Source organism: Pseudomonas fluorescens, from assembly GCF_002022275.1.
Lineage (GTDB): Bacteria > Pseudomonadota > Gammaproteobacteria > Pseudomonadales > Pseudomonadaceae > Aquipseudomonas > Aquipseudomonas fluorescens_AJ.
In genome coordinates this window covers 118,079-142,942 of record NZ_MSDF01000021.1, presented here as the reverse complement: position 1 = coordinate 142,942, position 24,864 = coordinate 118,079, and the positions used below count along the sequence as shown (strand labels likewise).

The 24,864-nt window shown below is 60.2% G+C and carries 25 protein-coding genes; 5 read left to right on the top strand and 20 right to left on the bottom strand.

Features of this window, described 5'->3' with window-relative positions:
* Positions 1-28: 28 nt before the first annotated feature.
* The 3 genes from BFW87_RS31605 to BFW87_RS17890 are packed head-to-tail and all read right to left on the bottom strand — an operon-like array spanning position 29 to position 4,661.
* On the bottom strand, positions 29-439 hold the full coding sequence (locus tag BFW87_RS31605) for a hypothetical protein (protein ID WP_139372453.1): 411 nt from the start codon (positions 437-439) through the stop codon (positions 29-31).
* A 47-nt stretch (positions 440-486) separates the two neighbouring features.
* Positions 487-3,552 (bottom strand): efflux RND transporter permease subunit, encoded by a 3,066-nt coding sequence (locus BFW87_RS17895; RefSeq protein WP_078741076.1) that lies wholly within the window; start codon positions 3,550-3,552, stop codon positions 487-489.
* A gap of 5 nt (positions 3,553-3,557) precedes the next feature.
* Positions 3,558-4,661 carry an efflux RND transporter periplasmic adaptor subunit gene (locus tag BFW87_RS17890; protein WP_078741075.1) on the bottom strand — a complete coding sequence of 368 codons (1,104 nt, stop codon included), beginning with the start codon at positions 4,659-4,661 and terminating at the stop codon, positions 3,558-3,560.
* 93 nt (positions 4,662-4,754) lie between these two features.
* Here BFW87_RS17890 and BFW87_RS17885 point away from each other — a divergent pair, with 93 nt between their 5' ends.
* Entirely contained in the window at positions 4,755-5,390 is a 636-nt protein-coding gene (locus BFW87_RS17885) for a TetR/AcrR family transcriptional regulator (RefSeq protein WP_078741074.1), read from the top strand.
* Between the two features lie 116 nt (positions 5,391-5,506).
* Here the strand turns inward: BFW87_RS17885 and BFW87_RS17880 are convergent, their stop codons facing one another.
* Positions 5,507-6,289, bottom strand: coding sequence for a class I SAM-dependent methyltransferase (locus tag BFW87_RS17880; protein WP_078741073.1), 783 nt, complete (start codon positions 6,287-6,289; stop codon positions 5,507-5,509).
* Positions 6,290-6,385: 96 nt separating this feature from the next.
* On the opposite strand from BFW87_RS17880, the gene BFW87_RS17875 reads away from it, so the two are divergent.
* Positions 6,386-7,006 carry an energy transducer TonB gene (locus BFW87_RS17875; protein ID WP_078741072.1) on the top strand — a complete coding sequence of 207 codons (621 nt, stop codon included), beginning with the start codon at positions 6,386-6,388 and terminating at the stop codon, positions 7,004-7,006.
* A 3-nt stretch (positions 7,007-7,009) separates the two neighbouring features.
* Here BFW87_RS17875 and BFW87_RS17870 read toward each other — a convergent pair whose 3' ends face one another.
* From BFW87_RS17870 to ppc, 7 genes are all read right to left on the bottom strand, one after another.
* Entirely contained in the window at positions 7,010-7,684 is a 675-nt protein-coding gene (locus BFW87_RS17870; protein WP_439848392.1) for an extensin-like domain-containing protein, read from the bottom strand.
* Between the two features lie 27 nt (positions 7,685-7,711).
* A complete protein-coding gene (locus tag BFW87_RS17865) occupies positions 7,712-8,539 on the bottom strand; it encodes an isocitrate lyase/PEP mutase family protein (RefSeq protein WP_078741070.1) in 828 nt (275 codons plus the stop codon).
* A 27-nt stretch (positions 8,540-8,566) separates the two neighbouring features.
* Positions 8,567-9,427 carry a DUF72 domain-containing protein gene (locus BFW87_RS17860; RefSeq protein WP_078741069.1) on the bottom strand — a complete coding sequence of 287 codons (861 nt, stop codon included), beginning with the start codon at positions 9,425-9,427 and terminating at the stop codon, positions 8,567-8,569.
* Positions 9,427-9,717, bottom strand: a complete 291-nt coding sequence (locus BFW87_RS17855) for a hypothetical protein (protein WP_078741068.1) — start codon at positions 9,715-9,717, stop codon at positions 9,427-9,429. Before BFW87_RS17855 ends, BFW87_RS17860 begins: the two co-directional genes overlap by 1 nt.
* A 160-nt stretch (positions 9,718-9,877) precedes the next feature.
* On the bottom strand, positions 9,878-10,564 hold the full coding sequence (gene tsaB / locus BFW87_RS17850) for a tRNA (adenosine(37)-N6)-threonylcarbamoyltransferase complex dimerization subunit type 1 TsaB (protein ID WP_078741067.1): 687 nt from the start codon (positions 10,562-10,564) through the stop codon (positions 9,878-9,880).
* Positions 10,565-10,654: 90 nt separating this feature from the next.
* Complete coding sequence (gene adk / locus BFW87_RS17845; RefSeq protein ID WP_078741066.1) at positions 10,655-11,302, bottom strand: adenylate kinase; 648 nt, start codon at positions 11,300-11,302, stop codon at positions 10,655-10,657.
* Positions 11,303-11,582: 280 nt separating this feature from the next.
* A complete protein-coding gene (gene ppc / locus BFW87_RS17840) occupies positions 11,583-14,228 on the bottom strand; it encodes a phosphoenolpyruvate carboxylase (RefSeq protein ID WP_078741065.1) in 2,646 nt (881 codons plus the stop codon).
* Positions 14,229-14,414: 186 nt separating this feature from the next.
* On the opposite strand from ppc, the gene BFW87_RS17835 reads away from it, so the two are divergent.
* From BFW87_RS17835 to BFW87_RS17825, 3 genes are all read left to right on the top strand, one after another.
* On the top strand, positions 14,415-14,759 hold the full coding sequence (locus tag BFW87_RS17835; RefSeq protein WP_078741064.1) for a pilin assembly protein: 345 nt from the start codon (positions 14,415-14,417) through the stop codon (positions 14,757-14,759).
* Positions 14,760-15,041: 282 nt separating this feature from the next.
* Positions 15,042-15,470 (top strand): DUF4398 domain-containing protein, encoded by a 429-nt coding sequence (locus tag BFW87_RS17830; RefSeq protein WP_078741063.1) that lies wholly within the window; start codon positions 15,042-15,044, stop codon positions 15,468-15,470.
* 55 nt (positions 15,471-15,525) lie between these two features.
* A complete protein-coding gene (locus BFW87_RS17825; RefSeq protein ID WP_078741062.1) occupies positions 15,526-16,311 on the top strand; it encodes an OmpA family protein in 786 nt (261 codons plus the stop codon).
* 60 nt (positions 16,312-16,371) lie between these two features.
* On the opposite strand, the gene BFW87_RS17820 is transcribed toward BFW87_RS17825, so the two are convergent.
* The 9 genes from BFW87_RS17820 to BFW87_RS17780 all read right to left on the bottom strand — a co-directional run bounded on the left by BFW87_RS17820 (position 16,372) and on the right by BFW87_RS17780 (position 24,820).
* Positions 16,372-16,686, bottom strand: a complete 315-nt coding sequence (locus BFW87_RS17820) for a hypothetical protein (protein ID WP_254865905.1) — start codon at positions 16,684-16,686, stop codon at positions 16,372-16,374.
* Positions 16,687-16,792: 106 nt separating this feature from the next.
* Positions 16,793-17,119: a hypothetical protein gene (locus tag BFW87_RS17815; RefSeq protein WP_078741061.1), complete on the bottom strand. Its 327-nt coding sequence runs from the start codon at positions 17,117-17,119 to the stop codon at positions 16,793-16,795.
* Positions 17,116-18,021: an alpha/beta hydrolase gene (locus BFW87_RS17810; RefSeq protein WP_078741060.1), complete on the bottom strand. Its 906-nt coding sequence runs from the start codon at positions 18,019-18,021 to the stop codon at positions 17,116-17,118. The genes BFW87_RS17815 and BFW87_RS17810 overlap by 4 nt, the downstream gene beginning before the upstream one ends.
* A gap of 148 nt (positions 18,022-18,169) precedes the next feature.
* Complete coding sequence (locus BFW87_RS17805) at positions 18,170-19,447, bottom strand: flavohemoglobin expression-modulating QEGLA motif protein (protein ID WP_078741059.1); 1,278 nt, start codon at positions 19,445-19,447, stop codon at positions 18,170-18,172.
* 21 nt (positions 19,448-19,468) lie between these two features.
* On the bottom strand, positions 19,469-20,017 hold the full coding sequence (locus tag BFW87_RS17800) for a hypothetical protein (protein WP_078741177.1): 549 nt from the start codon (positions 20,015-20,017) through the stop codon (positions 19,469-19,471).
* A gap of 65 nt (positions 20,018-20,082) precedes the next feature.
* Positions 20,083-20,799 carry a TetR/AcrR family transcriptional regulator gene (locus tag BFW87_RS17795; RefSeq protein WP_078741058.1) on the bottom strand — a complete coding sequence of 239 codons (717 nt, stop codon included), beginning with the start codon at positions 20,797-20,799 and terminating at the stop codon, positions 20,083-20,085.
* A 151-nt stretch (positions 20,800-20,950) separates the two neighbouring features.
* The gene (gene lysS / locus BFW87_RS17790; protein WP_078741057.1) at positions 20,951-22,453 is read right to left on the bottom strand and encodes a lysine--tRNA ligase; all 1,503 of its coding nucleotides are present in this window, start codon (positions 22,451-22,453) and stop codon (positions 20,951-20,953) included.
* A gap of 32 nt (positions 22,454-22,485) precedes the next feature.
* Positions 22,486-23,581 (bottom strand): peptide chain release factor 2 gene (prfB, locus tag BFW87_RS17785; RefSeq protein ID WP_139372452.1). Its coding sequence is split into 2 segments (ribosomal slippage): positions 22,486-23,508 and positions 23,510-23,581, totalling 1,095 coding nucleotides; the frame shifts between segments, so codons are not numbered across the junction.
* Between the two features lie 237 nt (positions 23,582-23,818).
* On the bottom strand, positions 23,819-24,820 hold the full coding sequence (locus tag BFW87_RS17780; protein ID WP_078741056.1) for a response regulator: 1,002 nt from the start codon (positions 24,818-24,820) through the stop codon (positions 23,819-23,821).
* Positions 24,821-24,864 lie beyond the last annotated feature (44 nt).

Genomic DNA, 24,864 nt, shown 5'->3' with positions numbered 1-24,864 from the left:
TTGGGCGCAGCTGTCTCTCGCTAGCCTCCTAGCGGTTCAACGAACAGATTGGATACGAAGGCCTGATCGGCACTTGATACTCAGGAGCCGGGTGCGCGTGTGGCTTGCCGTGAACCGGCTTGGCGGGTTGCGACCAGTTGCAACTTGGCTGACTGCTATGAGGACGGTGATGATGGGCAGAATTGCCATACCCCGGCTTTTGCGGCTTCTCCCACTCACTACCTTTATAAGGCAAATTATTGCCGGTCAACGCTTCTAGAAGCGCGATTTTGAAATTGGCAATGGCATTAAAAAAAGACATCTGGCACTCCATAAACTCATTGAGAAAGGTTCGACAGGCTACTGACCAAGCCGAACCCTGCGCCTGTCCATCAGGCTTTTCTGAGTGGAGTGAGAAAGAGGAACGTTCCCTCGGTTTTAACGGGGTTTGCTTCGGCATGTAAAACCGCCCGGTCCGGACAGGTGCAGGACCGGGGGCCAGCGTGATCAGGCGGCGTCCTTCTTCACCCGAAACCACGCCGCATACAGGGCCGGCAGAAACAACAGCGTCAATGCCGTCGCCACAATCAATCCGCCCATGATCGCCACGGCCATGGGCCCGAAGAACACACTGCGCGACAACGGAATCATCGCCAGCACCGCCGCCAGTGCTGTCAGCACAATCGGCCTGAAACGTCGCACGGTGGCTTCGATAATCGCTTGCCACGGCGTGAGGCCGGCCTTGATGTCCTGCTCGATCTGGTCCACCAGAATCACCGAGTTACGCATGATCATCCCCGACAGCGCGATAGTCCCCAGCATGGCCACAAAGCCGAAGGGCTGGCGGAATACCAGCAGGAACAGGCTCACCCCGATCAAGCCCAGCGGCGCCGTCAGAAACACCATCGCGGTGCGTGAGAAACTGCGCAGTTGCAGCATCAACAACGTGAGCACCACCACGATGAACAGCGGCACACCGGCATTCACCGAGTTCTGGCCTCGGGCGGAATCTTCAACGGTGCCACCCACTTCGAGCAGGTAGCCATCCGGCAATTCGGCCCGCACGCCTTCAAGGGTCGGCAAAATCTGCTGCACCAGGGTCGCCGGTTGCTCCTTGCCATAGATGTCGGCGCGGATGGTCACCGTCGGCAGGCGGTTGCGGTGCCAGATGATGCCCTCTTCAAAGCCGTATTCGAGGGTCGCAATCTGCGACAGCGCGACGCTTTTGCCATTGTCGGTCGGTACCGCCAGGCTTGGCAGCAACGACAACTCAGTGCGCTCGTGCACCGTGCCGCGCAGCAGGATCTCGATCAACTCGTTGTCCTCCCGGTACTGGCTCACGCTGGAGCCGGTGAGGGAGCTTTGCAGGAATTTCGACAGATTGGCGGTGCTCACGCCGAGGGCGCGGGCGCGGTCCTGGTCGATATTCAGGTAGACGATTTTGCTCGGTTCTTCCCAGTCCAGGTGCACGTTGACCACGTGGGTATTTTCGCGAACCTTGGCCGCCACTTTCCGCGCCAGCGCGCGGACTTCTTCGATGTGCTCGCCCGTCACACGGAATTGCACCGGGTAACCCACAGGCGGGCCGTTTTCCAGGCGCGTGACCCGCGAGCGCAACTCGGGGAATTGCTCGTTGAGGGTTTCAATCAGCCAGGTGCGCAGGCTTTCACGCTCTTCAATGGTTTTAGCCAATACAACGAATTGGGCGAAGCTGGCGGCGGGCAGTTGTTGATCCAGAGGGAGATAGAAACGCGGCGAACCGGTGCCGACATAGGCCACATAGTTCTCGATGCCGGCGTGTTCCTTGAGCAAGGCTTCGAGGCGTTTGACCTGATCGGCGGTGTTGCTCAGGGAGGCGCCTTCGGCCAGTTTCAGATCGACCATCAGCTCCAGCCGACCGGAAGCCGGGAAGAATTGTTGCGGCACAAAACGAAACAGCGCCACCGAGCCGATAAACAACAGCAGGGTCAGCACGATCACGGTCTTGCGCCGACGCACGCACCATTCGACCAAACGTCTTACGCGCTGGTAGAAAGGTGTGCCGTAAGGATCAGGCCCATCAGCACCGTGTTTGGCTGCATGAATTTTCGCCAGGTCCGGCAGGAGTTTTTCCCCCAGGTACGGCACAAACACCACGGCAGCAACCCACGAGGCCAGCAAGGCGATGGTCACCACCTGGAAAATCGAACGGGTGTATTCGCCTGTGCTCGATTGGGCGGTGGCAATCGGCAGGAAACCGGCTGCGGTAATCAGCGTACCGGTCAGCATCGGGAAGGCCGTGCTGGTCCAGGCAAAACTAGCGGCTTTAAGCCGGTCGTAGCCCTGTTCCATTTTGATCGCCATCATTTCCACGGCGATGATTGCATCGTCTACCAGCAAACCCAACGCGAGGACCAACGCGCCGAGGGAAATCTTGTGCAGGCCGATGCCGAGGTAATACATGGTGGCAAAGGTCATAGCCAATACCAGCGGAATCGCCAGCGCCACCACCATGCCGGTGCGTACACCGAGGGAGAAGAAACTCACCAGCAACACGATGGCCAAGGCTTCGGCCAATACCTGCACAAATTCGCCGACGCTGGTTTTCACCGCTGCCGGCTGGTCTGACACCTTGCGCAGTTCCATGCCTGCGGGCAGGTTCTTCTGCAGGCGTGCGAATTCGCCTTCAAGGGCTTTGCCCAGCACCAGGATGTCGCCGCCATCCCGCATGGCCACGGCCAGGCCAATGGCGTCCGCGCCCATGTAGCGCATGCGCGGTGCCGGTGGATCGTTGAAGCCACGGTGGATGTCAGCCACGTCGCCGATTCGGAAAGTACGGTCACCGACGCGGATCGGGAAGTTACGTATTTCTTCCACGGTTTTGAAATTACCCGACACGCGCAATTGCACACGTTCGGTCGGGGTTTCAAAGAAGCCTGCCGTGGAGACCGCGTTCTGTTCCTGCAAGGCCTGTTGCACGGCGGCCAATGGCAAGCCAAGGGTGGCGAGCTTGAGGTTGGACAGCTCGATCCAGATCTTCTCGTCCTGTAGGCCAAGCAGCTCGACCTTGCCCACATCCGCCACGCGTTGCAGCTGAATCTGGATGCGGTCGGCGTAGTCCTTGAGCACGGCGTAATCGAAACCGTCGCCGGTCAGGGCGTAGATGTTGCCGAACGTAGTACCGAATTCATCGTTGAAAAACGGGCCCTGGATATCCGGCGGCAAGGTCTGGCGAATGTCGCTGATTTTCTTGCGCACTTGGTACCACAGGTCCGGAATCTGCGCCGAGTGCATCGAATCGCGGGCCATAAAGGTGACCTGGGATTCGCCGGGCCGCGAGAAGGAGACGATGCGCTCATAGTCGACGGTCTCCATCAGCTTTTTCTCGATGCGCTCGGTCACCAGGCGCGAGACTTCCTGAGCCGTGGCCCCCGGCCAATTGGTCTTGATCACCATGGCTTTGAAGGTGAACGGCGGGTCTTCGCTTTGTCCCAGCTTGGTGTAGGACAAGGTGCCAACCACCGCCAGCAGGATCATCAGGAACAGTACGATCTGGCGATTACGCAGCGCCCATTCGGAAAGATTGAAACCCATGGGGACTACTCCTTGTTCGCCGCCAGATTGACCACTCGGTTGGAGTGATCCACCGGGCGCACTTGCTGGCCCTCATGGAGTACGTGTACGCCCGCCGCGATCACCCAATCGTCGGGGCTCAAACCTTCCAATACCGGAACGGTTTTTTCGCCGAACGCGCCGATACGCACCGGCGTGCGTTTAAGCGTGTTATCCGGCTGTACGCGCCAGACGTAGGACGCACCATTCTCCGCAGTGAGGGCAGACAGCGGCACCGACAGCGGAATCACGCCATCCGCCTGTATGAAAACGCGGGCACTCTGGCCCAGTTCAGCCGGGACCTTGCCGCCGGTGAACGCGACGCGGGCGGCGAAGGTGCGTGATTTTGGATCGGCTGCCGGGGACAACTCACGAATGCGCCCGGTAAAGCGTTGGTCCGGCTGGCTCCACAATTCAACCGACACCGGCTGACCGATCTTGAACCGGCCAAAGCCTTGCTCGGGCAGGCTGATCAGCACTTCGCGCTCACCATCGGTGGCCAGGGTGAATACGGTTTGACCCGCCGCTACCACTTGGCCGACTTCCACAGCCCGTTTGGCCACCACACCGTCCTGAGGCGCACGTAACACGGCGTAACCGGCCTGGTTGCTGGACACGTCGAACTCAGCCTTGATTTGCTTAAGGCGTGCTTCACCGGATCGGTAGAGGTTTTCGGAATTGTCGTACTGCGAGCGGCTGACCATCTGACGGTCCATCAGGGTCTTGTAGCGGTCACGTTCGGCGCGTACCAGGCTCAAGTTGGCCTCGGCGGCGGCCACCTGTGCGCGGGTGGCTTCCAGTTGCAGGCGCACATCCTGAGGGTCGAGCTCTGCCAGCGGTTGGTTGGCCTTGACCCGCTCGCCCTCCTCCACCAGACGCTTGCTGACTTTGCCGCCGATGCGAAAGGCCAGGTCCGGCTCAAACCGCGCACGCACTTCGCCAGGATAACTGTCCATGGCCTGCGCCGAAGGCTGCGGTTGCACCACCATGGCCGGGCGAATGGTGGGTTGGGCCGCTTCTTCATGACCGCACGCGGCCAACAGGAAGATCAGGCTGACAGGCAACGCAAGAGGCAGGAAAGTGCTGCGCATGCTGAAGGACCTTTCGCAAATGAAGCTAGGAATAATTATACTGGCGGGTATGTTATTAATACCAAACTCACCAGTCCAGTATTAAAGGTGAAAATGTCCGACAATCCTGTGAACACCAATAGCCCCGGGCGCCCCAAGGACATGGCAAAGCGCCAGGCAATCCTCGAAGCAGCGAAAATCCTGTTTTTGAGCAATGGCTACGCCAGCACCAGCATGGATGCCGTGGCCCTTGAGGCCGGCGTGTCGAAATTGACCGTCTACAGCCACTTCACCGACAAAGAGACCTTGTTCACCGCGGCCGTGGTCGCCAAGTGCGAGGAGCAGTTGCCGGTGATGTATTTCGAGCTGCCTGCGGGCATGCCCGTGGAAACCGTACTGCTGAACATCGCGCGCGGCTTTCATCGGCTGATCAACAGCGAAGAGTCGGTGAACCTGCATCGCCTGATGATGACCACGGGCAATCAGGACCTGAAACTCTCACAGATCTTCTTTGAGGCCGGGCCGATGCGCATGCTGCAAGGCATGGAGCGCCTGCTTTGCAAGATCGACGAGAGTGGCGCGCTGAGCATCGACAAACCGTTGACGGCGGCTGAGCACTTTTTTTGCCTGCTCAAGGGCACGGCGAATTTCTGTTTGCTGTATGGCTGCGGCGGGCAGTTGAGCGAGGAAGCGGCTGAGGCGCATGTGCAAGAGGTGGTGGGGTTGTTTATGCGGGCTTATCGGCCCTGAAGCCTTGCTGTGCCTGAACTGGCGCCATCGCAGGCAAGCCAGCTCCCACGGGTGACCGCGTTCTCAGCCTGGAATGCGGTCAAATGTGGGAGCCGGGCTTGCCCGCGATGGGGCCCTCAAGATTTAAGCGCTTTCTTGGGATAGATGTCATACCGGCTGGACTTGCCATCCAGCGCATGGCTCGGCTTGGGCCCTTCAATACACGGCGCCTTGCGCGGCCTCTTCACCACCACTCGATGACTGGCCAACGCCAACGCCGCCGCCAGCAACGCCGGTGCATCCGGATCATCGCCCACCAGTGGCCGAAACAGGCGCATTTCCTTCTTCACCAGCGCCGTTTTCTCACGGTGCGGGAACATCGGATCGAGGTAGATCACCTGGGGCGGCTCGCCTTCCCAATTGAGCATCACGTCGATGGAATTACCCTTGAGCAGCTTCATCCGCGCCACGATCGGCGCCACTTCAAAATCCTCCGCGCCGCGCGCCAGGCCATCTTCGAGCAAGGCGCCGATCAGCGGTTGGCGCTCGATCAGGCTCATCTCGCAGCCCAGGCTGGCCAGCACAAACGCGTCCTTACCCAACCCGGCCGTGGCATCCAGCACTCGCGGGCGTACGCCCTGAGCGATGCCGACCGCCTTGGCGATCATCTGCCCGCTGCCCCCGCCGTATAACCGCCGGTGCGCCGCGCCGCCTTCAACGAAGTCCACGCGCACCGGCCCTGGCGCGTCAGGCCCGAGCTGTTGCAGCTGTAGGCCTTGCTCCCCGACTTGCAGGGAAAAGTCCGCCTCATCCAGTTGCAAAGGCAGTTCAAGCTGCGCCGCCCATTGCTCGGCGCGCGCCTGGAAACCTTCGGCCAAAGCCTCGACCCGAATGCGGCTGGCCGCTGGTTGTTCGCTCATCAATCGCTACGCTCAAAAATATTAAGGATCGGCAAACAGCGGCCGATAAAAACAACAGTCAGGTATTTTGCCAGAGCTGAGCGTCGACCGAGAAAAATGTCAGACATTCTTCCCCTAACCATCGGTGTACTGCCGACCCACAACCACTACGGCCTGCGCAATACTCAAGCGCTGGCCGGGGTGAGTCATGTGTGGCAGGACTTCTTCGCCCGTGCGTTGGCCGAGCAACTCGGCGATACGCCGGACGCGCTCGCCGCCAAGGCGCCAGCGCCGAGGGACCCGGCGGTGGAACCCAGCGAAGGCGCCGACCTGCTGTCGCAAATCCTCACTCAACGTCAGTGCGACGTGAAAGACACCGAAATCGCGCCACCCGAGCCGCTGTTCCTGCCGATCGCCGAATTCGAGACCGAGTTACTGCCACCACCCGCCACACCTTTCCCGCCGGACGAAATCGTCGCTCAACAGCGCCAGCAGAATTTCGAAAGCGGTTGGGTACGCCCGCTCGTGCTGACGGCCGGCCAACCGTTGCCCGAGCCTGGCCCTGCGCCGGAACCACGCCCGCTGCACCTGCCGATTGCCGAATTCGAACTGGACCTGCTGCCACCCGCCGCGGTGCCTTACCCGACCGAAGAACTGGCGGCGCAACAAAAGGCGTTGGACTTCGACTACCACTGGGCACGCCCGCTGATCATCAACAACCTGCGCCTGGCCGCCTGAGCCTCAGCGACACACCCCCCAACGTCCCATGTCCAGATGGAAATGGTTGCGATGGGCAGCGTTGTAATCCGGGCTCAACACCACGTTGAAATCCTCGCAGGCGCCATCACGCACTTGTCGCAAAAAGCGTGCGTTATCCCCCTCCCCCGGCCAGTCCTTGAGCACGCTGATGCTGCGTCCATCCGCGAGCCGAAAGCCGGCGATATCCAGGGCATTGGCCGACGCATGTTCGCTGAGTCGCCCGTCGGCGCGGTTGTAGACAGTGCGACAGGCAAAGCTGCCCAAGTGATCAACCCGCGTCACTGCCTGGCCAAACACCGCCTGCGCCGCCGGCTGAAGGCTGTGGCGCTCGAACAGGGCAAACGCTACGGCGAGTGGGCAACTGGCAAGAAAGCTGCTGCTCAGGGCCGCGTCTGCACCCTGCACGCGCAAAATATTGCTCAGCGGGCACGCCACGTCGACCGGCGTATCCGCTTGATGGCTGACGCGCAAACCGGAGGTTTTCAGCACTTGGTCGCACAGCGCCGGATCATCCTGCAGCCGGCTGAGCTTGAAACGCGTCAGCAGGTTCGGGCTGGCGCGCACATCCAGCGGTGCCCAAGGGTTCCACGCAGTCGGCAGCGGCACCCAGCCACGCCACACGCCCACGACGAATGCTCCGGCCAGCAACAGCAGCATGCCCACTAGGTTGATAAAGCGCACGCCTCAGCCCTTGAAAAATGCGTTGGCCTGGCTGAACGGCATCTTGCGTTCGGTAAACGTGAACGTGCCCAATTCATAGACCTCCTGCGCCGCCCGATAGAACTCACCATACGCCGCCAGCGCCATGGCCGAGCCGACGCTGATGCGGCGCACGCCCATCTCGCTCAGTTGCGCCACGCTGAGGTTCAAGCCGCCGGACATCAACACGTTCACGGGCTTGGGCGCGACCGCCTTGACCACCGCCAGCACTTCTTCAGCGTTACGCAGCCCCGGCGCATACAGCACGTCGGCGCCCGCTTCGGCGTAAGCCTGCAGGCGGCGGATGGTGTCAGGCAAATCCAGGCGGCCATGCAGGAGGTTTTCCGCGCGGGCCGTCAGGGTGAAAGGGAACGGCAAGCTGCGTGCAGCGGCAACGGCGGCTTCCACGCGTTCGACGGACAGGTCGGAGGGATAGATCGGGTCGGCAGCAACGCCCGTGGCATCTTCGATTGAGCCGCCAACGATGCCGGTGGCGGCGGCGCGCAGAAGGGTCTGGGCGCAACCGTGCGGCGTGTCGCTGAAGCCGTTTTCCAAGTCTGCCGCCACCGGCAATGCGGTGGCGCGGACAATCGCTGATGCGTTACCCAGCGTATCTTCCAGCGACAACGCCCCTTCCGCATCCGGCCGCGCCAGGCTGAAAGCAAAGCCTGCGCTGGTGGTGGCCAGCGCCTCAAAACCCAGGCTGGCGAGCATCACGGCAGAGCCGGCGTCCCAGGGGTTGGGCATCACGAACGCGCGATCGCGCTCATGCAAGGCCTTGAAGGTTTCGGCGCGAAGGGTTTGGGCATCCATGACGGGCTCCTGGCGGGAAAGTGAGCCTTAGAGTAACCCCAGTTGCTCCGCTTCGGGTTCTCGATGCAAGGTCGGCAGCGCCGGTAAACCGGGCAGGCGCGCCATCAGTTTGGCGTGAAAGCGCAGCGCCAGTTGCGCTGCGAGGCGGTTGTCCGAGGTGTGCAGAAAGACGTAGGGCGTGCGCCCCTCTTCGATCCAGCTGGCGATTTTCTCGACCCAGGGGATCAGGAACGGGTCATTGGCTTCCAGTTCGGGATGGCCAATAAATCGCACTTGAGGAAACTGAGTCAACGCAGCAGGACGCGGCGGCACCTTGGGTTTTTTCGATTGCGCATGCAGCACGGCCGCCGAGGTGGAGGTGCAACTGAACAGCGCGCGCGGGTCGAGGCAGATACGTTCGACGCCACGGTCACGCAACAGACGGTTAAGCGTGCGCTCGGCATCGCCTTTGGCGAAGAACTCCGGGTGGCGCACTTCCACCGCCATCGGGCGTTCAAGGCCATCAATAAAACCGGCCAGCTCGCCGAGGCGTTGCGGCGAAAATTTCGCCGACAGTTGCAGCCACATGGGCGAAACGCGCTCACCCAGTGGGCTCATCAAGCCGACAAAACTTTCGGCGGCCGGCAGTTGCTCGCGCAGGTCACCGCCGTGGCTGATGTCCCCGGGGAATTTGGCGGTGAAGCGAAAGTCTTCAGGCATGACTTCGGCCCAGCGCTGCACGGTGGCGGCCGAGGGTCGGGCATAAAACGTGGTGTTGCCTTCAACGGCGTTGAAGACCTGGGAATACAGCGAGAGGTAATCGCTGGAGCGCGCGTCAGCCGGATACAGGTACTCGCGCCAGGCGTTTTCACTCCAGGACGGGCAACCGATAAAGTAAGGCAGGCGCATCAGATGTGGATGTCGAGACCCAGCACTTCCATATCCCATTCGACAAAGCCGGCGGTGGTCAGGTAGCTGGCCAGGGCGGTGGCGACGCTTTTGCTCATGGAGCGGGGGAAGACCATGTCTTGCTGACGGGCGGGAAGACCGCCGGTGCGCGCTTGCGTGTTGGCGTGAGCCTCAGACTGGACTTCGATGAAGTCCGGCGAATCCTCGACCGAATCGTCTACCGTGACGTTAGCCTTACGCGGCTTACGCTTGATGGGGTAGGACTGTGAGGAAAAGCCGTCTATACGCATGGACGCGAACTCGGTATCAGTGATGGCATTTTAGTGGCGCGATCCGTTGCGCGCAAATGCTCTGGTGATAACTAGAACACATAATTTGTAAAAGGTTTAAAAACAGGGTCAAATTCTGACGATTGGAGGTTTTTACCCCAAATTGCCATCATTTTTGACGTCAAATAATCCCGCGTTCAGCCTTGGTTTGCGCCACTTTGTCACGCAGGTACACCGGTGCAGCCTGATCCGCCGGAATGGCTTCACCCCGCTCGAACGCGAAGCGTGCCAGCGTCAGCAGGTCTTTAGCGTGAGGCAACATTGCGGCGTCCTGAGCGGTCGGTTTCACGCCAATGCGCTCGCCGTAACCCCAACCAGTGCCGGCACCGAACCAGTCACCGCTGGCGTCCTCGGGCAGCACGGAAGATTCCGGCGGCTGTACCGCTTCCACCCCCACCAGGCGCATTTCGCCGGCAGTTTCGCGGTAGCAGCCCCAATAGACTTCATCCATGCGCGCATCGATAGCCGCCGCCACCTGCGAGGCGCCGTGTTCACGCAATGCGCGCTGGGCCAGCACCGCCAGGTTGGAGACCGGCAACACCGGGCGCTCCAGTGCAAAGGCCAGGCCCTGCACCACACCGATGGCAATGCGCACACCGGTAAACGCGCCGGGGCCACGGCCGAAAGCGATGGCATCCACGGCAGCCAGGGTGGTGCCTGCGTCTTCAAGCAATTGCTTGATCATCGGCAACAGCTTCTGCGCGTGCAGGCGCGGAATCACCTCGTAGTGGCTCGTGACCTTGCCATCATGCAGCAGGGCAACGGAGCAAGCTTCAGTCGCGGTGTCCAGGGCCAGCAGGGTGCTCATCGGTGTCGGTGTCCAAGTCGAAAAAAAGTGTGCCAGTATAAACAACAACGGCCCGCAAGCGGGCCGTTGTCTACACAGCGCAATACTGAATCAGCTGAGTGCTTGCAGTACCTTGGCGGTGATTGCTTCCACCGAACCAACACCCGGGATGTGGCTGTACTTCGGTTTGCCGTTGGCAGCGGACAGCTTCTGGTAGAAATCCACCAGTGGCTTGGTCTGCGAATGGTAGACCGACAGGCGATGACGCACGGTTTCTTCGGTGTCGTCTTTACGCTGCACCAGGTCTTCGCCGGTGATGTCGTCCTTGCCAGCCACTTTTGGCGGGTTGTAGACGGTGTGGTACACGCGGCCCGAGGCTTCGTGAACACGACGGCCAGCGATACGTTGCACGATTTCTTCGTCTTCAACCGCGATTTCGACCACGGCGTCCAACTCAACGCCCGCTTTCACCAGGGCTTCTGCCTGGGGAATGGTGCGCGGGAAGCCGTCGAACAGGAAACCGTTTTTGCAATCTTCCTGGCTGATGCGTTCCTTGACCAGGTTGATGATCAGATCATCGGAAACCAGGCCGCCGCTGTCCATCACGCTCTTGGCGATCAGGCCCAGCTCGGTGCCAGCCTTTACAGCCGCGCGCAGCATGTCGCCGGTGGAGATTTGTGGAATGCCGAATTTTTCAGTGATGAACTTTGCCTGAGTACCTTTACCGGCCCCGGGAGCTCCCAGCAGAATGACGCGCATTGATGTGCTCCTCAATTTTTTATAGAGATGACGCTCGGATTCGCCGCATGGGGGCAAATCTCGTAAAAATATGGGTCCAGGCCGATCAAACGGCCAAAGGCTGATCAAGATACACAGCGGGCCCAAACCACACAAGCCGCCGAAAGTCGCAGCAACCCACGCTGTCCCTGCCCGTTGCCAGGGTGTCTCCAGGCGCAACCGGGCTACAAAAACAATGGCCGCCCTTTTCGGAGCGGCCATTGCGGTTCATCTGCAAGCCTTTGAGAACACGCGAAAAACCTTAACCGGTGTTGCGCAAACCAGCGGCAATACCGGCCACGGACACCAGCAGCGCCTGTTCCAGAGGGCTGTCCTGCCGGGCCTCCTGCAGGCGCGAACGCGCCAGCAATTCGGCCTGCAACAGGTGCAACGGGTCGAGGTAGGTGTTGCGCAGGCGGATGAACTCAAGCGTGTCCGGGCTGTGGGCCAGCAGTTGCGACTGACCAGTCAGGCCAAGCACCACCTTGCACGCCTGCGACAATAGGTCGCGTAAGTGCGCACCCAATGGCAGCAAATCAGGCTGCACCAGGCGCTCGTCATAGAGGCGGGCGATATCGGCATCCGCCTTGGCCAGCACCATTTCGAGCATATCGATGCGCGTGCGGAAGAACGGCCACTGCTCACGCATCTGCCCCAACAGCTCGCCTTCGCCACGCTCCAGCGCCTTGCTCAAGGCCGCTTCCCAGCCGAGCCAGGCGGGCAGCATCAGGCGGGTTTGGGTCCAGCCGAAAATCCACGGAATCGCGCGCAGGCTTTCAATACCACCGGCACGCCGCTTGGCCGGGCGACTGCCCAGAGGCAAACGGCCCAACTCCTGCTCGGGGGTGGACTGACGGAAATATTCGACAAACTGCGGGTTTTCCCGCACCACCGCGCGATAAGCGCTGACACCGTCTGCCGCCAATTCATCCATCAAATGGCGCCAGGCCGGCTCGGGCGGCGGCGGTGGCAGCAACGTCGCTTCAAGTACGGCCGCCAGATACAGGTTGAGGTTCTGCTCGGCGATGTCCGGCAAACCGAACTTGAAGCGGATCATCTCGCCTTGCTCAGTAGTGCGGAAACGCCCCGCCACCGAGCCCGGCGGCTGCGACAGGATCGCCGCGTGAGCCGGGCCGCCGCCACGGCCGACGGTGCCGCCACGGCCGTGGAACAACAGCAATTCCACCTGTTGCTCGCGGCAGATATCCACCAGACGTTCCTGCGCGCGGTACTGCGCCCAGGCCGCTGCGGTGGTGCCGGCGTCCTTGGCCGAATCCGAGTAGCCGATCATCACTTCCTGCGGGCCCTGCAAACGCGTGCGGTAGCCCGGCAGTTGCAGCAGGCGCTCCATCACCGGGCCTGCGTTATCCAGGTCGGCCAGGGTTTCAAACAGCGGCACTACGCGCATCGGCCGTTGCACGCCCGACTCTTTAAGCAGCAGTTGCACTGCCAGTACGTCGGAGGCGGCGCCCGCCATGGAGATGACGTACGAGCCCAGTGACGCCGCCGGTGCAGCAGCGATTTCCTTGCAGGTGTTCAACACCTCGGCGGTGTCCGCCGACGGTTTGAAATAGCCCGGCAGCAGTGGCCGACGGTTCGCCAACTCTTTAGTCAGGAAGCTGATGCGCGCTTCTTCGTCCCAGTCCTCATAACGGCCCAGCCCCAGGTAGTCGGTGATTTCGGTCATGGCGGCCGAATGACGACTGGAATCCTGACGCACATCCAGGCGCACCAGAAACAGGCCGAAGGTCACCGCACGGCGCAGGCAATCGAGCAACGGACCATCGGCGATCACACCCATGCCGCACTCATGCAGGGACTGGAAACACAGCTCCAGCGGGTCGAGCAGCTCGCGGTTGTCCTGCAATACGTCCGCCGGCGCCGGGGTGCTGGCCGTCAGCGAAGTGTGGGCCCATTGGCGGGTGGCGCGCAGGCGTTCACGCAGTTGCTTGAGCACTGCACGATACGGCTCGACGCTGTCGCCGACCTTGGCTTGCAACGCCGGGCTGGCGCGTTGCATCGACAACTCGGAGGCCAGGTGATCGACGTCGCGCAAGTACAAATCCGCCGCCATCCAGCGCGCCAGCAGCAGCACTTCACGGGTGACCGGCGCGGTGACATTCGGGTTGCCGTCACGGTCGCCGCCCATCCACGAGGCGAAGCGAATCGGCGCCGCTTCAAGGGGCAAGCGCAGGCCAGTGGCGGCATGCAGGGCCTGGTCGGCCTTGCGCAAATAATTCGGGATGGCGTGCCACAGCGAATGCTCGATCACCGCAAAGCCCCACTTGGCTTCGTCCACCGGGGTGGGCCGGATGCGGCGGATTTCTTCGGTGTGCCAGGCTTCGGCGATCAGCCGTTGCAGGCGGTCGCGGATTTGCTCGCGCTCAGCCGTGGTGAGGTCGCGGTGATCCTGCAACGCCAGTTGTGCGGCAATCGCATCGTATTTTTGAATCAGGGTGCGACGCGCCACTTCAGTGGGGTGCGCGGTCAGGACCAGTTCGATGTCCAGACGCGCCAGCTGGCGGGCCAGGGATTCATCGCTGTGACCTTCGCTTTGCAGACGGGCCAGCAACTCGGGGAGTACCCGGGACTCAAACGGCGCCGGTTGCGACTCATCACGTCGATGAATCAACTGATACTGCTCGGCGATATTGGCCAGGTTGAGAAACTGGTTGAAGGCTCGCGCCACCGGCAACAACTCGTCTTCCTGCAACTGATTGAGGCTCGCGCTCAGCTCATCGCCAGCGGCTTTCTCCGAATCGGCGCCACGGCGGTCGGCCTTGGCGCCTTTGCGGATCTGCTCGATCTTGTCGAGAAAATCATCGCCGTACTGCTCTCGAATGGTGTTGCCCAACAGCTCACCCAGCAGGTGAACATCCTCACGCAAGCGTGCATCGATATCACTCATCAGCCAATCTCCAGCCAGAAATCCGGGACGCGCAGGTGTTCCAGAGTGCCGTCCGGTGCGGTTTCTGACAAGACACTTTAAACCTTGGCGCTTGCAGCTAGTCTCAACAGTAAGTCGCCGCGTTATCCATGCGAGCGGCTGGTCACTCATCACCGCCCGCAACCCGTGGGCTTAACTGAGGTTGCCATGAAAATTCGAGAACTGGCCCAGCATTGGGAAGAGAACGCCAAGGGTCGCTTGACCAAAACCGAGTACGCGATCCACCTGGATGTGGAGTCCGCCGCACGGTTGGCGGCCATTGCCGAGATGTACCCCAAACGCCAAACCGAAGAGCTGCTCGGCGAGCTCATCGGCGCCGCCCTGGAGGAGCTCGAAGCGAGCTTTCCGTACATCAAGGGCAAGCAGGTGATCGCCACCGATGAAGAGGGCGACCCGCTGTACGAAGACGTCGGCCCTACCCCGCGTTTTCTGACTCTGTCGCGGCGCTATCTGCATGATTTGTCAGCCAGTGGCGACGAACAGAAGCACTGACACCCCGCCGTAAAAACTAACTAAACCCCTGTATTCCGGGCCTCAGAGAGGCTCGGCGTACCGCTGCGCGCGGCAAAAGTTCCAACTTTTAAACGCTGACCAATCAGTCAAATATTTTTTTAGGCAATTCGCCATCTTCTCTGAACTTTTGAAAAAAGCCTCCGGTCACAGCAGGTAAGCCATCACATTGGAACGATCGTTTGAACTGGCGCCATGTGCTTTACCGCCGGGCCCGCAGCCGACCAGTCCAGATGGATTTTGATGTTTTTCAGGAGTTACCTAATGGAGTTGAAGACGATGAAGACCAGCACTGCCAAATCCTCGTTTAACCACCTGCGCGGGCTTAAATTGGCCGCGCTGGCAATCGGCACCAGCTTCGTTCTGGCAGGTTGCGCCGGCAACCCGCCAACCGAGCAGTACGCCGTGACCCAGTCTGCCGTTAACAGCGCAGTCAGCGCCGGTGGCACCGAATACGCACCTGTAGAAATGAAGTCGGCTCAAGACAAGTTCAAAGAAGCCGAAATCGCCATGCACGACAAGAACTACGACAAAGCCCGTCAATTGTCTGAGCAAGCCGAGTGGGATGCTCGCGTAGCAGAGCGCAAGTCCCAGGCCGCCAAAGCCGATCAGGCGGTGAAGGATTCCCAGAAAGCTGTTCAGGAGCTGCGTCAGGAAGGCATGCGCCCAGCGGTTATCAAACCGCAGCAGTAAGCCGCCGCCCCTGATTGCATTGCACCCGATATCGAATTGAAAGGACGACACGACTATGCGTAAACAATTGATGATCCCTGCCCTGCTGGCGATGAGCGTTGCCCTGGCGGCCTGCTCCACCCCGCCGAACGCGAACCTGGAAAATGCACGGACCAACTTCTCGGCCCTGCAAACCAACCCGCAAGCTACCAAGCTGGCGGCGCTGGAAACCAAAGATGCCAGCGAGTGGCTGGACAAGGCTGACAAGGCCTACCGCGACAAGGAAGACGAGAAGAAAGTCGACCAGTTGGCTTACCTGACCAACCAGCGCGTTGAAGTCGCCAAGGACACCATCTCCCTGCGCGAATCCGAAGCCAAGCTGAAAAACGCCGGTGACGAACGTGCTCGTGCCCTGCTCCAGGCCCGTGACGCGCAAATCAAGCAACTGCAAGACAGTTTGAACGCCAAGCAAACCGATCGCGGCACCCTGGTCACGTTTGGTGACGTACTGTTTGCCACCAACAAGTCCGACCTGAAATCCAGCGGTCTGGTAAACATCACCAAGCTGGCTCAGTTCCTGCGCGATAACCCGGACCGTAAAGTGATCGTCGAAGGCTACACCGACAGCACCGGTTCCGATTCGTACAACCAGAGCCTGTCCGAGCGCCGTGCGGCGTCCGTACAACGTGCACTGGCTCAACAAGGCGTGGATATCTCGCGCATCGTGACCCAGGGTTACGGCAAGGAATACCCGGTTGCCGACAACGGCAGCGTGTCGGGCCGTGCCATGAACCGTCGCGTTGAAGTGACCATCTCCAACGACAACCAGCCGGTTAAACCACGTTCGTCGATGGCGAACTGATTGGTTGATTGATGCTGAATAAAAGAACCCCACCTTAATGGTGGGGTTTTTTTATGCCGGTCAGACGTTGATTTGGCGACCGCTGTCGTTGCCCGGCATCATCGCTTCCATGCCTTTGCTACCGGCGGCCAGCCTTTCAAGCTCCTCGGGGCTCTTCTGACATTCGGAGCAGTCGGAGCCTGACGCCCCGCCACCGCCTTGAGCACCTGCGCCGCCCGCGCCGCCTGCACCTGCGCTTGACAACATTTCCATCAATTTTTTGATGAGATCGGGTTCCTGTTTTTCTTGTTTCTCGGCGCCTTGAGCACCGCCCTGATCCAGGCCATTTTGGCCTCTGGCCATACCCAACATCTTGCCAATTGCATCAATATTCATGATTCCACTCCCGAATTCGCACTACGTAAGTTGACTATCAGCAACACTGACATCCCAGTCAGTGGCTTCTTACGGGATACGGTTCCAGATATTTCAGGCGCGAAGGTTATTGCTGCAATTGCGGTGTTTCCTGGCCCATGCAACGCACAGCCTGTTTCTTGTTGTTCACCAGAACACCGCTCAAGCCTTTTTGCTCGGTATCAAACATCACCAGCACGCCGTCAACGCATTGCGCCACTTGCGGGGCCGGGGTCAGGGAGATCTTGTAATCCTCCCCAGGCACGGTCTTGAGCATGGTGAAGTCGCTGAGCAGCAACGCATCCTCGGGCTTGGCGAAATGCAGGTAACCGTAGAACCACAGGCAACCGACCGTGCCGATAATGGTGCCGATGCCGGTGAGGATCAGCGGGATCATGTTGCGTTCTTCGCTCATTGCGGGCTCTCTGATGAATCAACTTTTGGAAGGGGGTAGTTCGGAATTTCGCCCAGGCGGCGCAGGCCGTTGAAGTGCTGCGGGTCGTCCAGATGGCGCAGCATCACGGTCTGCCAGGTCTTGTCGGCAAAGGTCTGCACATGCCCGCCACGGGTCAGTTGCAACACCCTTGGCGGCGGCGCGGCCTGGTACAGGCGAATGCCGTTGGCCAGCGGCACGATCGGGTCATCCAGGCTGTGGAACAGCAGTTTGGGCACACCGGTCAGCCGGGGCATGGCATTGATCGCGCTGTCACCATCGGGCACCAGCCACGACAAGGGCACTTGAAACGGCCATGTTAACCAGGAGGTGCTGAGGGCGAATTGTCCTACGTCACGATAACTGGCAGGCACGCCGTCCAGCACCAGCGCTTTGAGCCGGGTTTGGCGTTCGGGATGGGCTGCGAGGTAATGCACGGCCAATGCGCCACCGAGGCTTTGGCCGAGCACTATCAAAGGCTGGTGCTGGGCTTCAGGCGCTTTGTCGAGCCAGTTGAAGGCGGCGTCAATGTCCTGATAAATCGCCGGTAACGACGGCTTGCCCTCGGACAACCCATAGCCGCGATAGTCCAGTAACAGTACCTGGTAACCCTGCTCCGGCAACCACCAACTGCCCCCCAAGTGCCAGGCGAGGTTGCCGCCATTGCCGTGCAGGTGCAACACCGTGCCCTTGAGCGGCACGCCGGGCTTGGCCGGCAGCCACCAGGCGTGCAGCTTCACGCCGTCGGCGGTGGTGAGGGTGATGTCGCGGTATTGCAGATGGGCTTTTTCCGGCGTGAACGGCAGGCCGGGCTCGGGGTAGAACAGCAGGGAGCTGCAGCCGTTCAGTGTGAGTAGCAGGCAAAGAATGCCGAGGATTCTCATCCGTTGAAGCCTCGCTGTTTTTCAGAGTGACAGAGATTCAAATGTGGGAGCTGGCTTGCCTGCGATAGCTGACTATCAGTTGATACATCTGTGACGGATACACCGCCATCGCAGGCAAGCCAGCTCCCACACTCTGAACCCGGTTTCTTCAGAGGATATTGGAGTAATCCGCTTCGATCCGGTCCAGGCTCAAATGATTGAGGAAGTTGGAGAAGCACATCCACGCCGCCAACGCGTTCATGTCGCGGAACTGCTCCGGCAAGTACTTGGGCGGCACCACCAGGCCTTCGTCGACCAATTGGCGCAGGGTGCGCATGTCTTCCAGCGTGGTCTTGCCGCAGAACAGCAGCGGCACTTGCTCCAGCTTGCCCTTGCGCACGGCGAGTTGGATGTAGTTGTAGACCATGATAAAGCCCTTGAGGTAGGACAAATCCTTGGTAAACGGCAGACCCGTCGGCGTCGAACCTCGGAAAACCCGACTCGCATTGCCATAGCTTTCGGCCATTTCAAAGCCTTGCTCACGGAAGAACTCGAACACCTGCAGAAAATCGGCGCCCTCCTCCACCATATGAATGGCGCGGGTGCGGTTGGTCAGTTTGCGCAGGCGGCTCGGGTAGGAGGCGAAGGTGATGATCTCCATCAGAATCGCCAGGCCTTCCTGGGTCACGGTAGACGACGGCGGGCCCTTGGACAAAAAGGTGCAGATCGGCTGGTTCTGGCCGTTAAGAGTGGTGCCCACATGCACCAGGCCTTCATGCACTTCGAGGGCGCGTACGTCGCGGTCGTTGAACATCGCGTCGGCGCGGATCTTGATGTAATCGGCACCCGCCGCCGCGTCGGCAACAATGCCGTCGGACTCGAACACACGGATGGTTTCTTCGGCCTCGCCAAACACTTTGTTCAGCCGGGTTTGCAGCAGGGCGACGGCGTCCTTGGCGGTGAGGGTTTTGGCCTCATCCTTCAAGTCGCCACGGCCATCGATATTATTCAGGTAGTCGGAGAGCATCAGGCCGAGGTCGGCCAGGGTCGGGTCGCCGGCGTGAAAGGCATCGGAGGCGGCGCCGTAAAGCTCCTGGGAGATCAGGCCGAAGTCCTCGGTGCCGCGCGCTTCCAGCATGCGCACCACCATGCGGTATTCCCGGCACATGCGGCGCATGATCTGCCCCACCGGGCTGAACTGCCCCAGGCGGCGGGTGATGTCGCGCTCGATGTTCTGGAACTCCAGTTTCACCGCGCTGGAGTCGAATGACAAAGGCCGGTTGAGGTAGTAATCGCGGCTCACGGCAGGCATTTCCTTGCCTTTGGCCTTGAGGAATCCCTGGCGAATGTTTTCGTCCCACTTCACGGCGTCGAGGACGCGAATCGGTGTTTGCGCCAGCACAATGCGATCGGACAAGGTGCGTATCGTCTGCTGGTAATCGTCCACCCGGTGCTTCCTCTTTTAACGTTATTGGCTCACGCGCCTATAGCGCACAGCTTCAACAAACACATCGGCATTGGCCGGGTCATCCAGGTAAGCGAACACCTGGTCCATCGGGCTGTCGACCAGCACGCCGTCGCCTTCGACAGTTTCCACGGTGTTGCCGTGCAATGCTTTCTGACCTATCGCTTGATGGATTTGCTCAAGGTCGAGGTTGTAGACCACCAATTCGTGTTTTTCGTCGAACTCAAAACCGGCAAGGATGAAATGCCCACCGAGCTTGGCCGGCAACGGTGCCGACAAATACCAACGGTTGCCATGGCGCGACACGGTAAACAGGTATTCATCGCGCTGACCCGGCTTGGCTTTAGGGTAGCTCACGGCTTTATAACGGTGCTCACCCGCGCGGCTGATCTGCAGGTTGAGCGGCTCGCCCCAGGCATTCTTGCTCGACCAGTGGCCGATCAAGGCGTCGGGCGCAGCTTGGCTGGCGGGCAGTGGGTCTTTAAACGTCACCAGGCAACCGCTGAGCAACAGGAATGACAAGGTGATTACAAACACACGCCAGGCTTTCATCCAATACCCCATCAGCTGTGGGAGCTGGCTGGCCTGCTCCCACATAAAGCAGATTCAATCGATGGCTAGACCGAGGCCAACACCAAATGCATGTAACGCTTGAGGATCTCAAGCATCTCTTCACCGGTCAGAGGCTCTGGGCCGCCAAGCAGGCCCTGATATTCCATCCGACCGATAATCGCCGTCAACACTTTGGCATCCTGTTGTGGCTCGCGCGAACCCAACATCTGGAAAAACTGCCCGGTGCCTTGCAGCAGAATCTGTTGGTGGGAACGCACCAGCTCGGCCAGGCGCGGGTTCAGCAACGCCTCCTGGCGAAAAGCCTGTTCGGCCATCAGGTGTTCTCGGCGGTTGATCAGTTGACGCTGCACATAGTCGGCGGTCAACCGTGCGATGTCATCGGCCAATTGCGAACGCGACTGCGGGCTACCGTCGCCATAAGCGACCATCTCGCGCAGCAGGCCTTCGTTGCGCACCCACAGCTTGCCCATGAAGGCAGCGCTGCGTTCGACGTATTGGGCGAAGGTATCGGTGAGCAAATCATCGATATCCTTGAAATAGTAAGTGGTGGCCGACAATGGCACTCCGGCCTCCGCCGCCACTGCGCGATGGCGCACGGCACGTACGCCCTCGCGGACCACGATGCGCATGGCCGCATCGAGAATGTCTTGCCGGCGCTGTTCGCTGCCCCGGCGACTGGCCTTGCGGCCCTGGTACTGGACACTTTCAGCCACGGCTGCAGCAATGCCGGCGGCGCCTTCTTGAGCCATTACGCGGTTCACGACAGTTCTTCCTCTAAGGGTGACGCAAAGCGTCACGGGATGCGTTCCTGCGCAGAGCGTGGGAACGAGCACCTGGCGCCGTTCTGTTGACGGCTGAATACGCCACACAAAAAAGCCGCCTTATAAAAGGCGGCTTCGGATTTCGCTACGGTTACGCTTGTGGCCGCATGTGCGGGAACAGGATCACGTCCCGAATCGACGGCGAGTTAGTCAACAACATCACCAACCGGTCGATGCCGATACCTTCACCGGCCGTTGGCGGCATGCCGTATTCCAGCGCGCGGACGAAGTCAGCGTCGTAGTGCATGGCTTCGTCATCGCCGGCGTCCTTGTCGGCCACCTGGGCCATGAAGCGCTCGGCCTGGTCTTCCGCGTCGTTCAACTCGGAGTAGGCGTTGGCGATTTCACGGCCGCCGATGAACAGCTCGAAGCGGTCGGTGACGTTCGGGTTGTCATCGTTGCGACGGGCCAGCGGCGACACTTCAAACGGGTACTGGGTAATGAAGTGCGGCTGTTCCAGCTTGTGCTCCACCAGCTCTTCGAAAATCATCACCTGCAGTTTGCCCAGGCCTTCAAAGCCCAGCACCTTGGCGCCGGCTTTCTTGGCGATGGCGCGGGCCTTGTCGATGTCGTTCAGGTCGTCAGCATTCAACTCAGGGTTGTACTTGAGGATCGAATCGAACACCGACAGGCGCACAAACGGCTCGCCGAAGTGGAACAGCTTGTCGCCGTACGGCACGTCGGTGCTGCCCAGTACCAACTGCGCCAGCTCGCGGAACAGTTCTTCGGTCAGGTCCATGTTGTCTTCGTAGTCGGCGTAAGCCTGGTAGAACTCCAACATGGTGAATTCAGGGTTGTGACGGGTCGAGACGCCTTCGTTACGGAAGTTGCGGTTGATCTCGAACACTTTCTCAAACCCACCCACAACAAGGCGCTTGAGGTACAGCTCCGGCGCGATACGCAGGAACATTTCCAGGTCCAGCGCGTTGTGGTGCGTTTCGAACGGCTTGGCTGCGGCACCACCGGGGATGGTTTGCAGCATCGGGGTTTCGACTTCGAGGAAGTCACGCGCCATCAGGAAGCTGCGGATGTGCGCAATGACTTGCGAACGCACGCGGAAGGTCTGGCGCACGTCTTCGTTGACGATCAGGTCAACGTAGCGCTGGCGGTAGCGCTGCTCGGTGTCGGTCAGGCCGTGGTGCTTGTCCGGCAGCGGGCGCAGGGATTTGGTCAGCAGGCGCACGTTTGTCATTTCAACGTACAGGTCGCCCTTGCCGGAACGGGCCAGGGTGCCTTCAGCTGCGATGATGTCGCCCATGTCCCAGGTTTTCACCGAGGCCAGGGTTTCTTCAGACAAGGTTTTGCGGTTGACGTAGACCTGGATGCGGCCAGTCATGTCCTGGATCACCATGAACGAGCCACGGTTGAGCATGATGCGACCTGCCACCTTGACCGGGATCGCAGCCTCTGCCAGCTCTTCCTTGGTCTTGTCCGCGTACTGTTTCTGCAAGGCATCGCAGTAGTTTTCGCGGCGGAAGTCGTTGGGGAAGGCGTTGCCCTTGGCGCGCTCGGCAGCAAGCTTTTCCTTGCGCAGGGCGATCAGGGAGTTTTCTTCCTGTTGCAGGGCTTGCGGGTCGAGTTGTTGGTCGCTCATGTCTTTAAATTTTCCATCACAGAATTAGGGTGTTACAGGCCGGATTTCAGGCTGGCTTCCAGGTATTCGTCGATGTCGCCGTCGAGCACCTTGTCGCAGTCGCTGCGCTCGATGTTAGTGCGCAGATCCTTGATCCGCGACGCATCCAGCACATAAGAACGGATCTGGTGACCCCAGCCGATGTCCGACTTGGTGTCTTCCAGTGCCTGGGAAGCGGCGTTGCGCTTCTGCATTTCCTGCTCGTACAACCTGGCCCGCAGCATTTTCATGGCGGTGTCTTTGTTGGCGTGCTGGGAACGTTCGTTCTGGCAACTGACCACGGTGTTGGTCGGTACGTGAGTAATACGTACGGCCGAGTCGGTGGTGTTTACGTGCTGACCACCGGCACCGGAGGAGCGGTAGGTATCGATACGCAGGTCGGCCGGGTTGATCTCGATTTCCACCTTGTCGTCGATCTCTGGCGAGACGAATACAGCAGAAAACGAGGTGTGGCGACGGTTGCCGGAGTCGAACGGGCTCTTGCGCACCAGACGGTGTACACCGATTTCGGTACGCAGCCAGCCAAAGGCATATTCACCCTTGATGTGCACGGTTGCGCCTTTGATACCGGCGACTTCACCGGCCGACAGTTCCATGATGGTCGCGTCGAAACCGCGTTTGTCGGCCCAGCGCAGGTACATGCGCAGCAAAATGTTGGCCCAGTCCTGAGCCTCGGTACCGCCGGAACCGGCCTGGATGTCCAGGTAGGCGTTGTTCGGGTCCATTTCGTGGCTGAACATGCGACGGAATTCGAGTTTGGCGAGGTTTTCCTCGAGACGGGCCAACTCGGCGACGACATCGCCCACTGCGCCTTCGTCATTCTCTTCGACGGCCATGTCCAGCAGGTCGCGGCAATCGCCCAGACCGGTGTTCAGTTCGTCGAGGGTGTCGACGATCTGCGCCAGCGCAGCGCGCTCGCGGCCCAGTTCCTGGGCGTATTCAGGTTTGTTCCAGACAGCCGGATCTTCAAGCTCGCGATTGACTTCGGTCAGACGCTCATGCTTTTGATCGTAGTCAAAGATACCCCCGAATAGTTTCGGAGCGCTCGGACAGGTCCTTGATGGTGTTAAGGATCGGGTTGATTTCCATGGCGGGCAGCACTCGTTGGCGAACTTTTGAAAGCCGACGAGTATAACGACAAACCGGGTGGAGCGGCAGCCCGCTTGGCGAAAAGGCGGGTTTTGTACAGGATCTAATGACCGATGAGGGTCCAATGTGGGAGCGGGCTTGCTCGCGAAGGCGGTGGGTCAGTCAATTCACCTTTATCTGACACACCGCCTTCGCGAGCAAGCCCGCTCCCACATTTTAATTCGCGCCAGACTCAGATTACTCAATCCCCACCTGATTACGCCCATTGTGCTTGGCCGTATACAAGCCCTTGTCCGCCGCCATAATCAACTGTCGGCAATCCGTGCCTTGCACCGGCGTCATGGTCGACAGACCAATGCTGATGGTCAGGCTTGCACCTTCGGCAGGCGCAATATGCGGGATTTTCAGCGCGGCCACCGCCATGCGCAGCTTTTCCGCGACCAGGCGTGCACCGCCCGGGGAGGTGTTCGGCAGCACCAGCGCAAACTCTTCACCGCCGTAACGCGCGGGCAAATCCGAGGGGCGGCTGCTGGCGTCGCGGATGGTAGCCGCAACCTTGCGCAGCGCCTCGTCACCTTCGACATGGCCGAAACTGTCGTTGTAGGTCTTGAAGAAATCCACATCAATCATCAACAGCGACAGCTGGGTCTGGTCACGCATGGCACGGCGCCATTCCAGCTCCAGGTATTCGTCAAAATGGCGGCGGTTGGACAGCCCGGTCAGCCCATCGGAGTTCATCAACCGCTGCAGCACCAGGTTGGTGTCCAGCAACTGCTGCTGGCTGACGCGCAGCGCGCGATACGCCGCGTCCCGCTGGATCAGGGTCATGTAGGAGCGCGAGTGATAGCGAATACGCGCCACCAGCTCGATGTTATCCGGCAGTTTGACCAGGTAATCGTTGGCCCCCGCCGAAAACGCTGCGCTCTTGATCAGCGGGTCTTCCTTGGTCGACAGCACAATGATCGGGATATTCGCCGTGGCCGGGTGGTTGCGGTATTCGCGCACCAGGGTCAGACCATCGAGGCCCGGCATGACCAGGTCTTGCAGGATCACCGTCGGCTTGATGCGGATCGCCTGGGCGATCGCCTGGTGCGGATCGGCGCAAAAGTGGAAATCGATGTTTTCCTCATGGGCCAACCCACGCCGCACGGCTTCACCGATCATGGCCTGGTCGTCGACCAGCAACACCATGGCGGCATTTTCGTCGGTCTTGATGTCGTCGATCTGTAAATCATTCATGTGCAGTCACCTGAATTACTGTCCTGCAAACCAGCACAACGGGA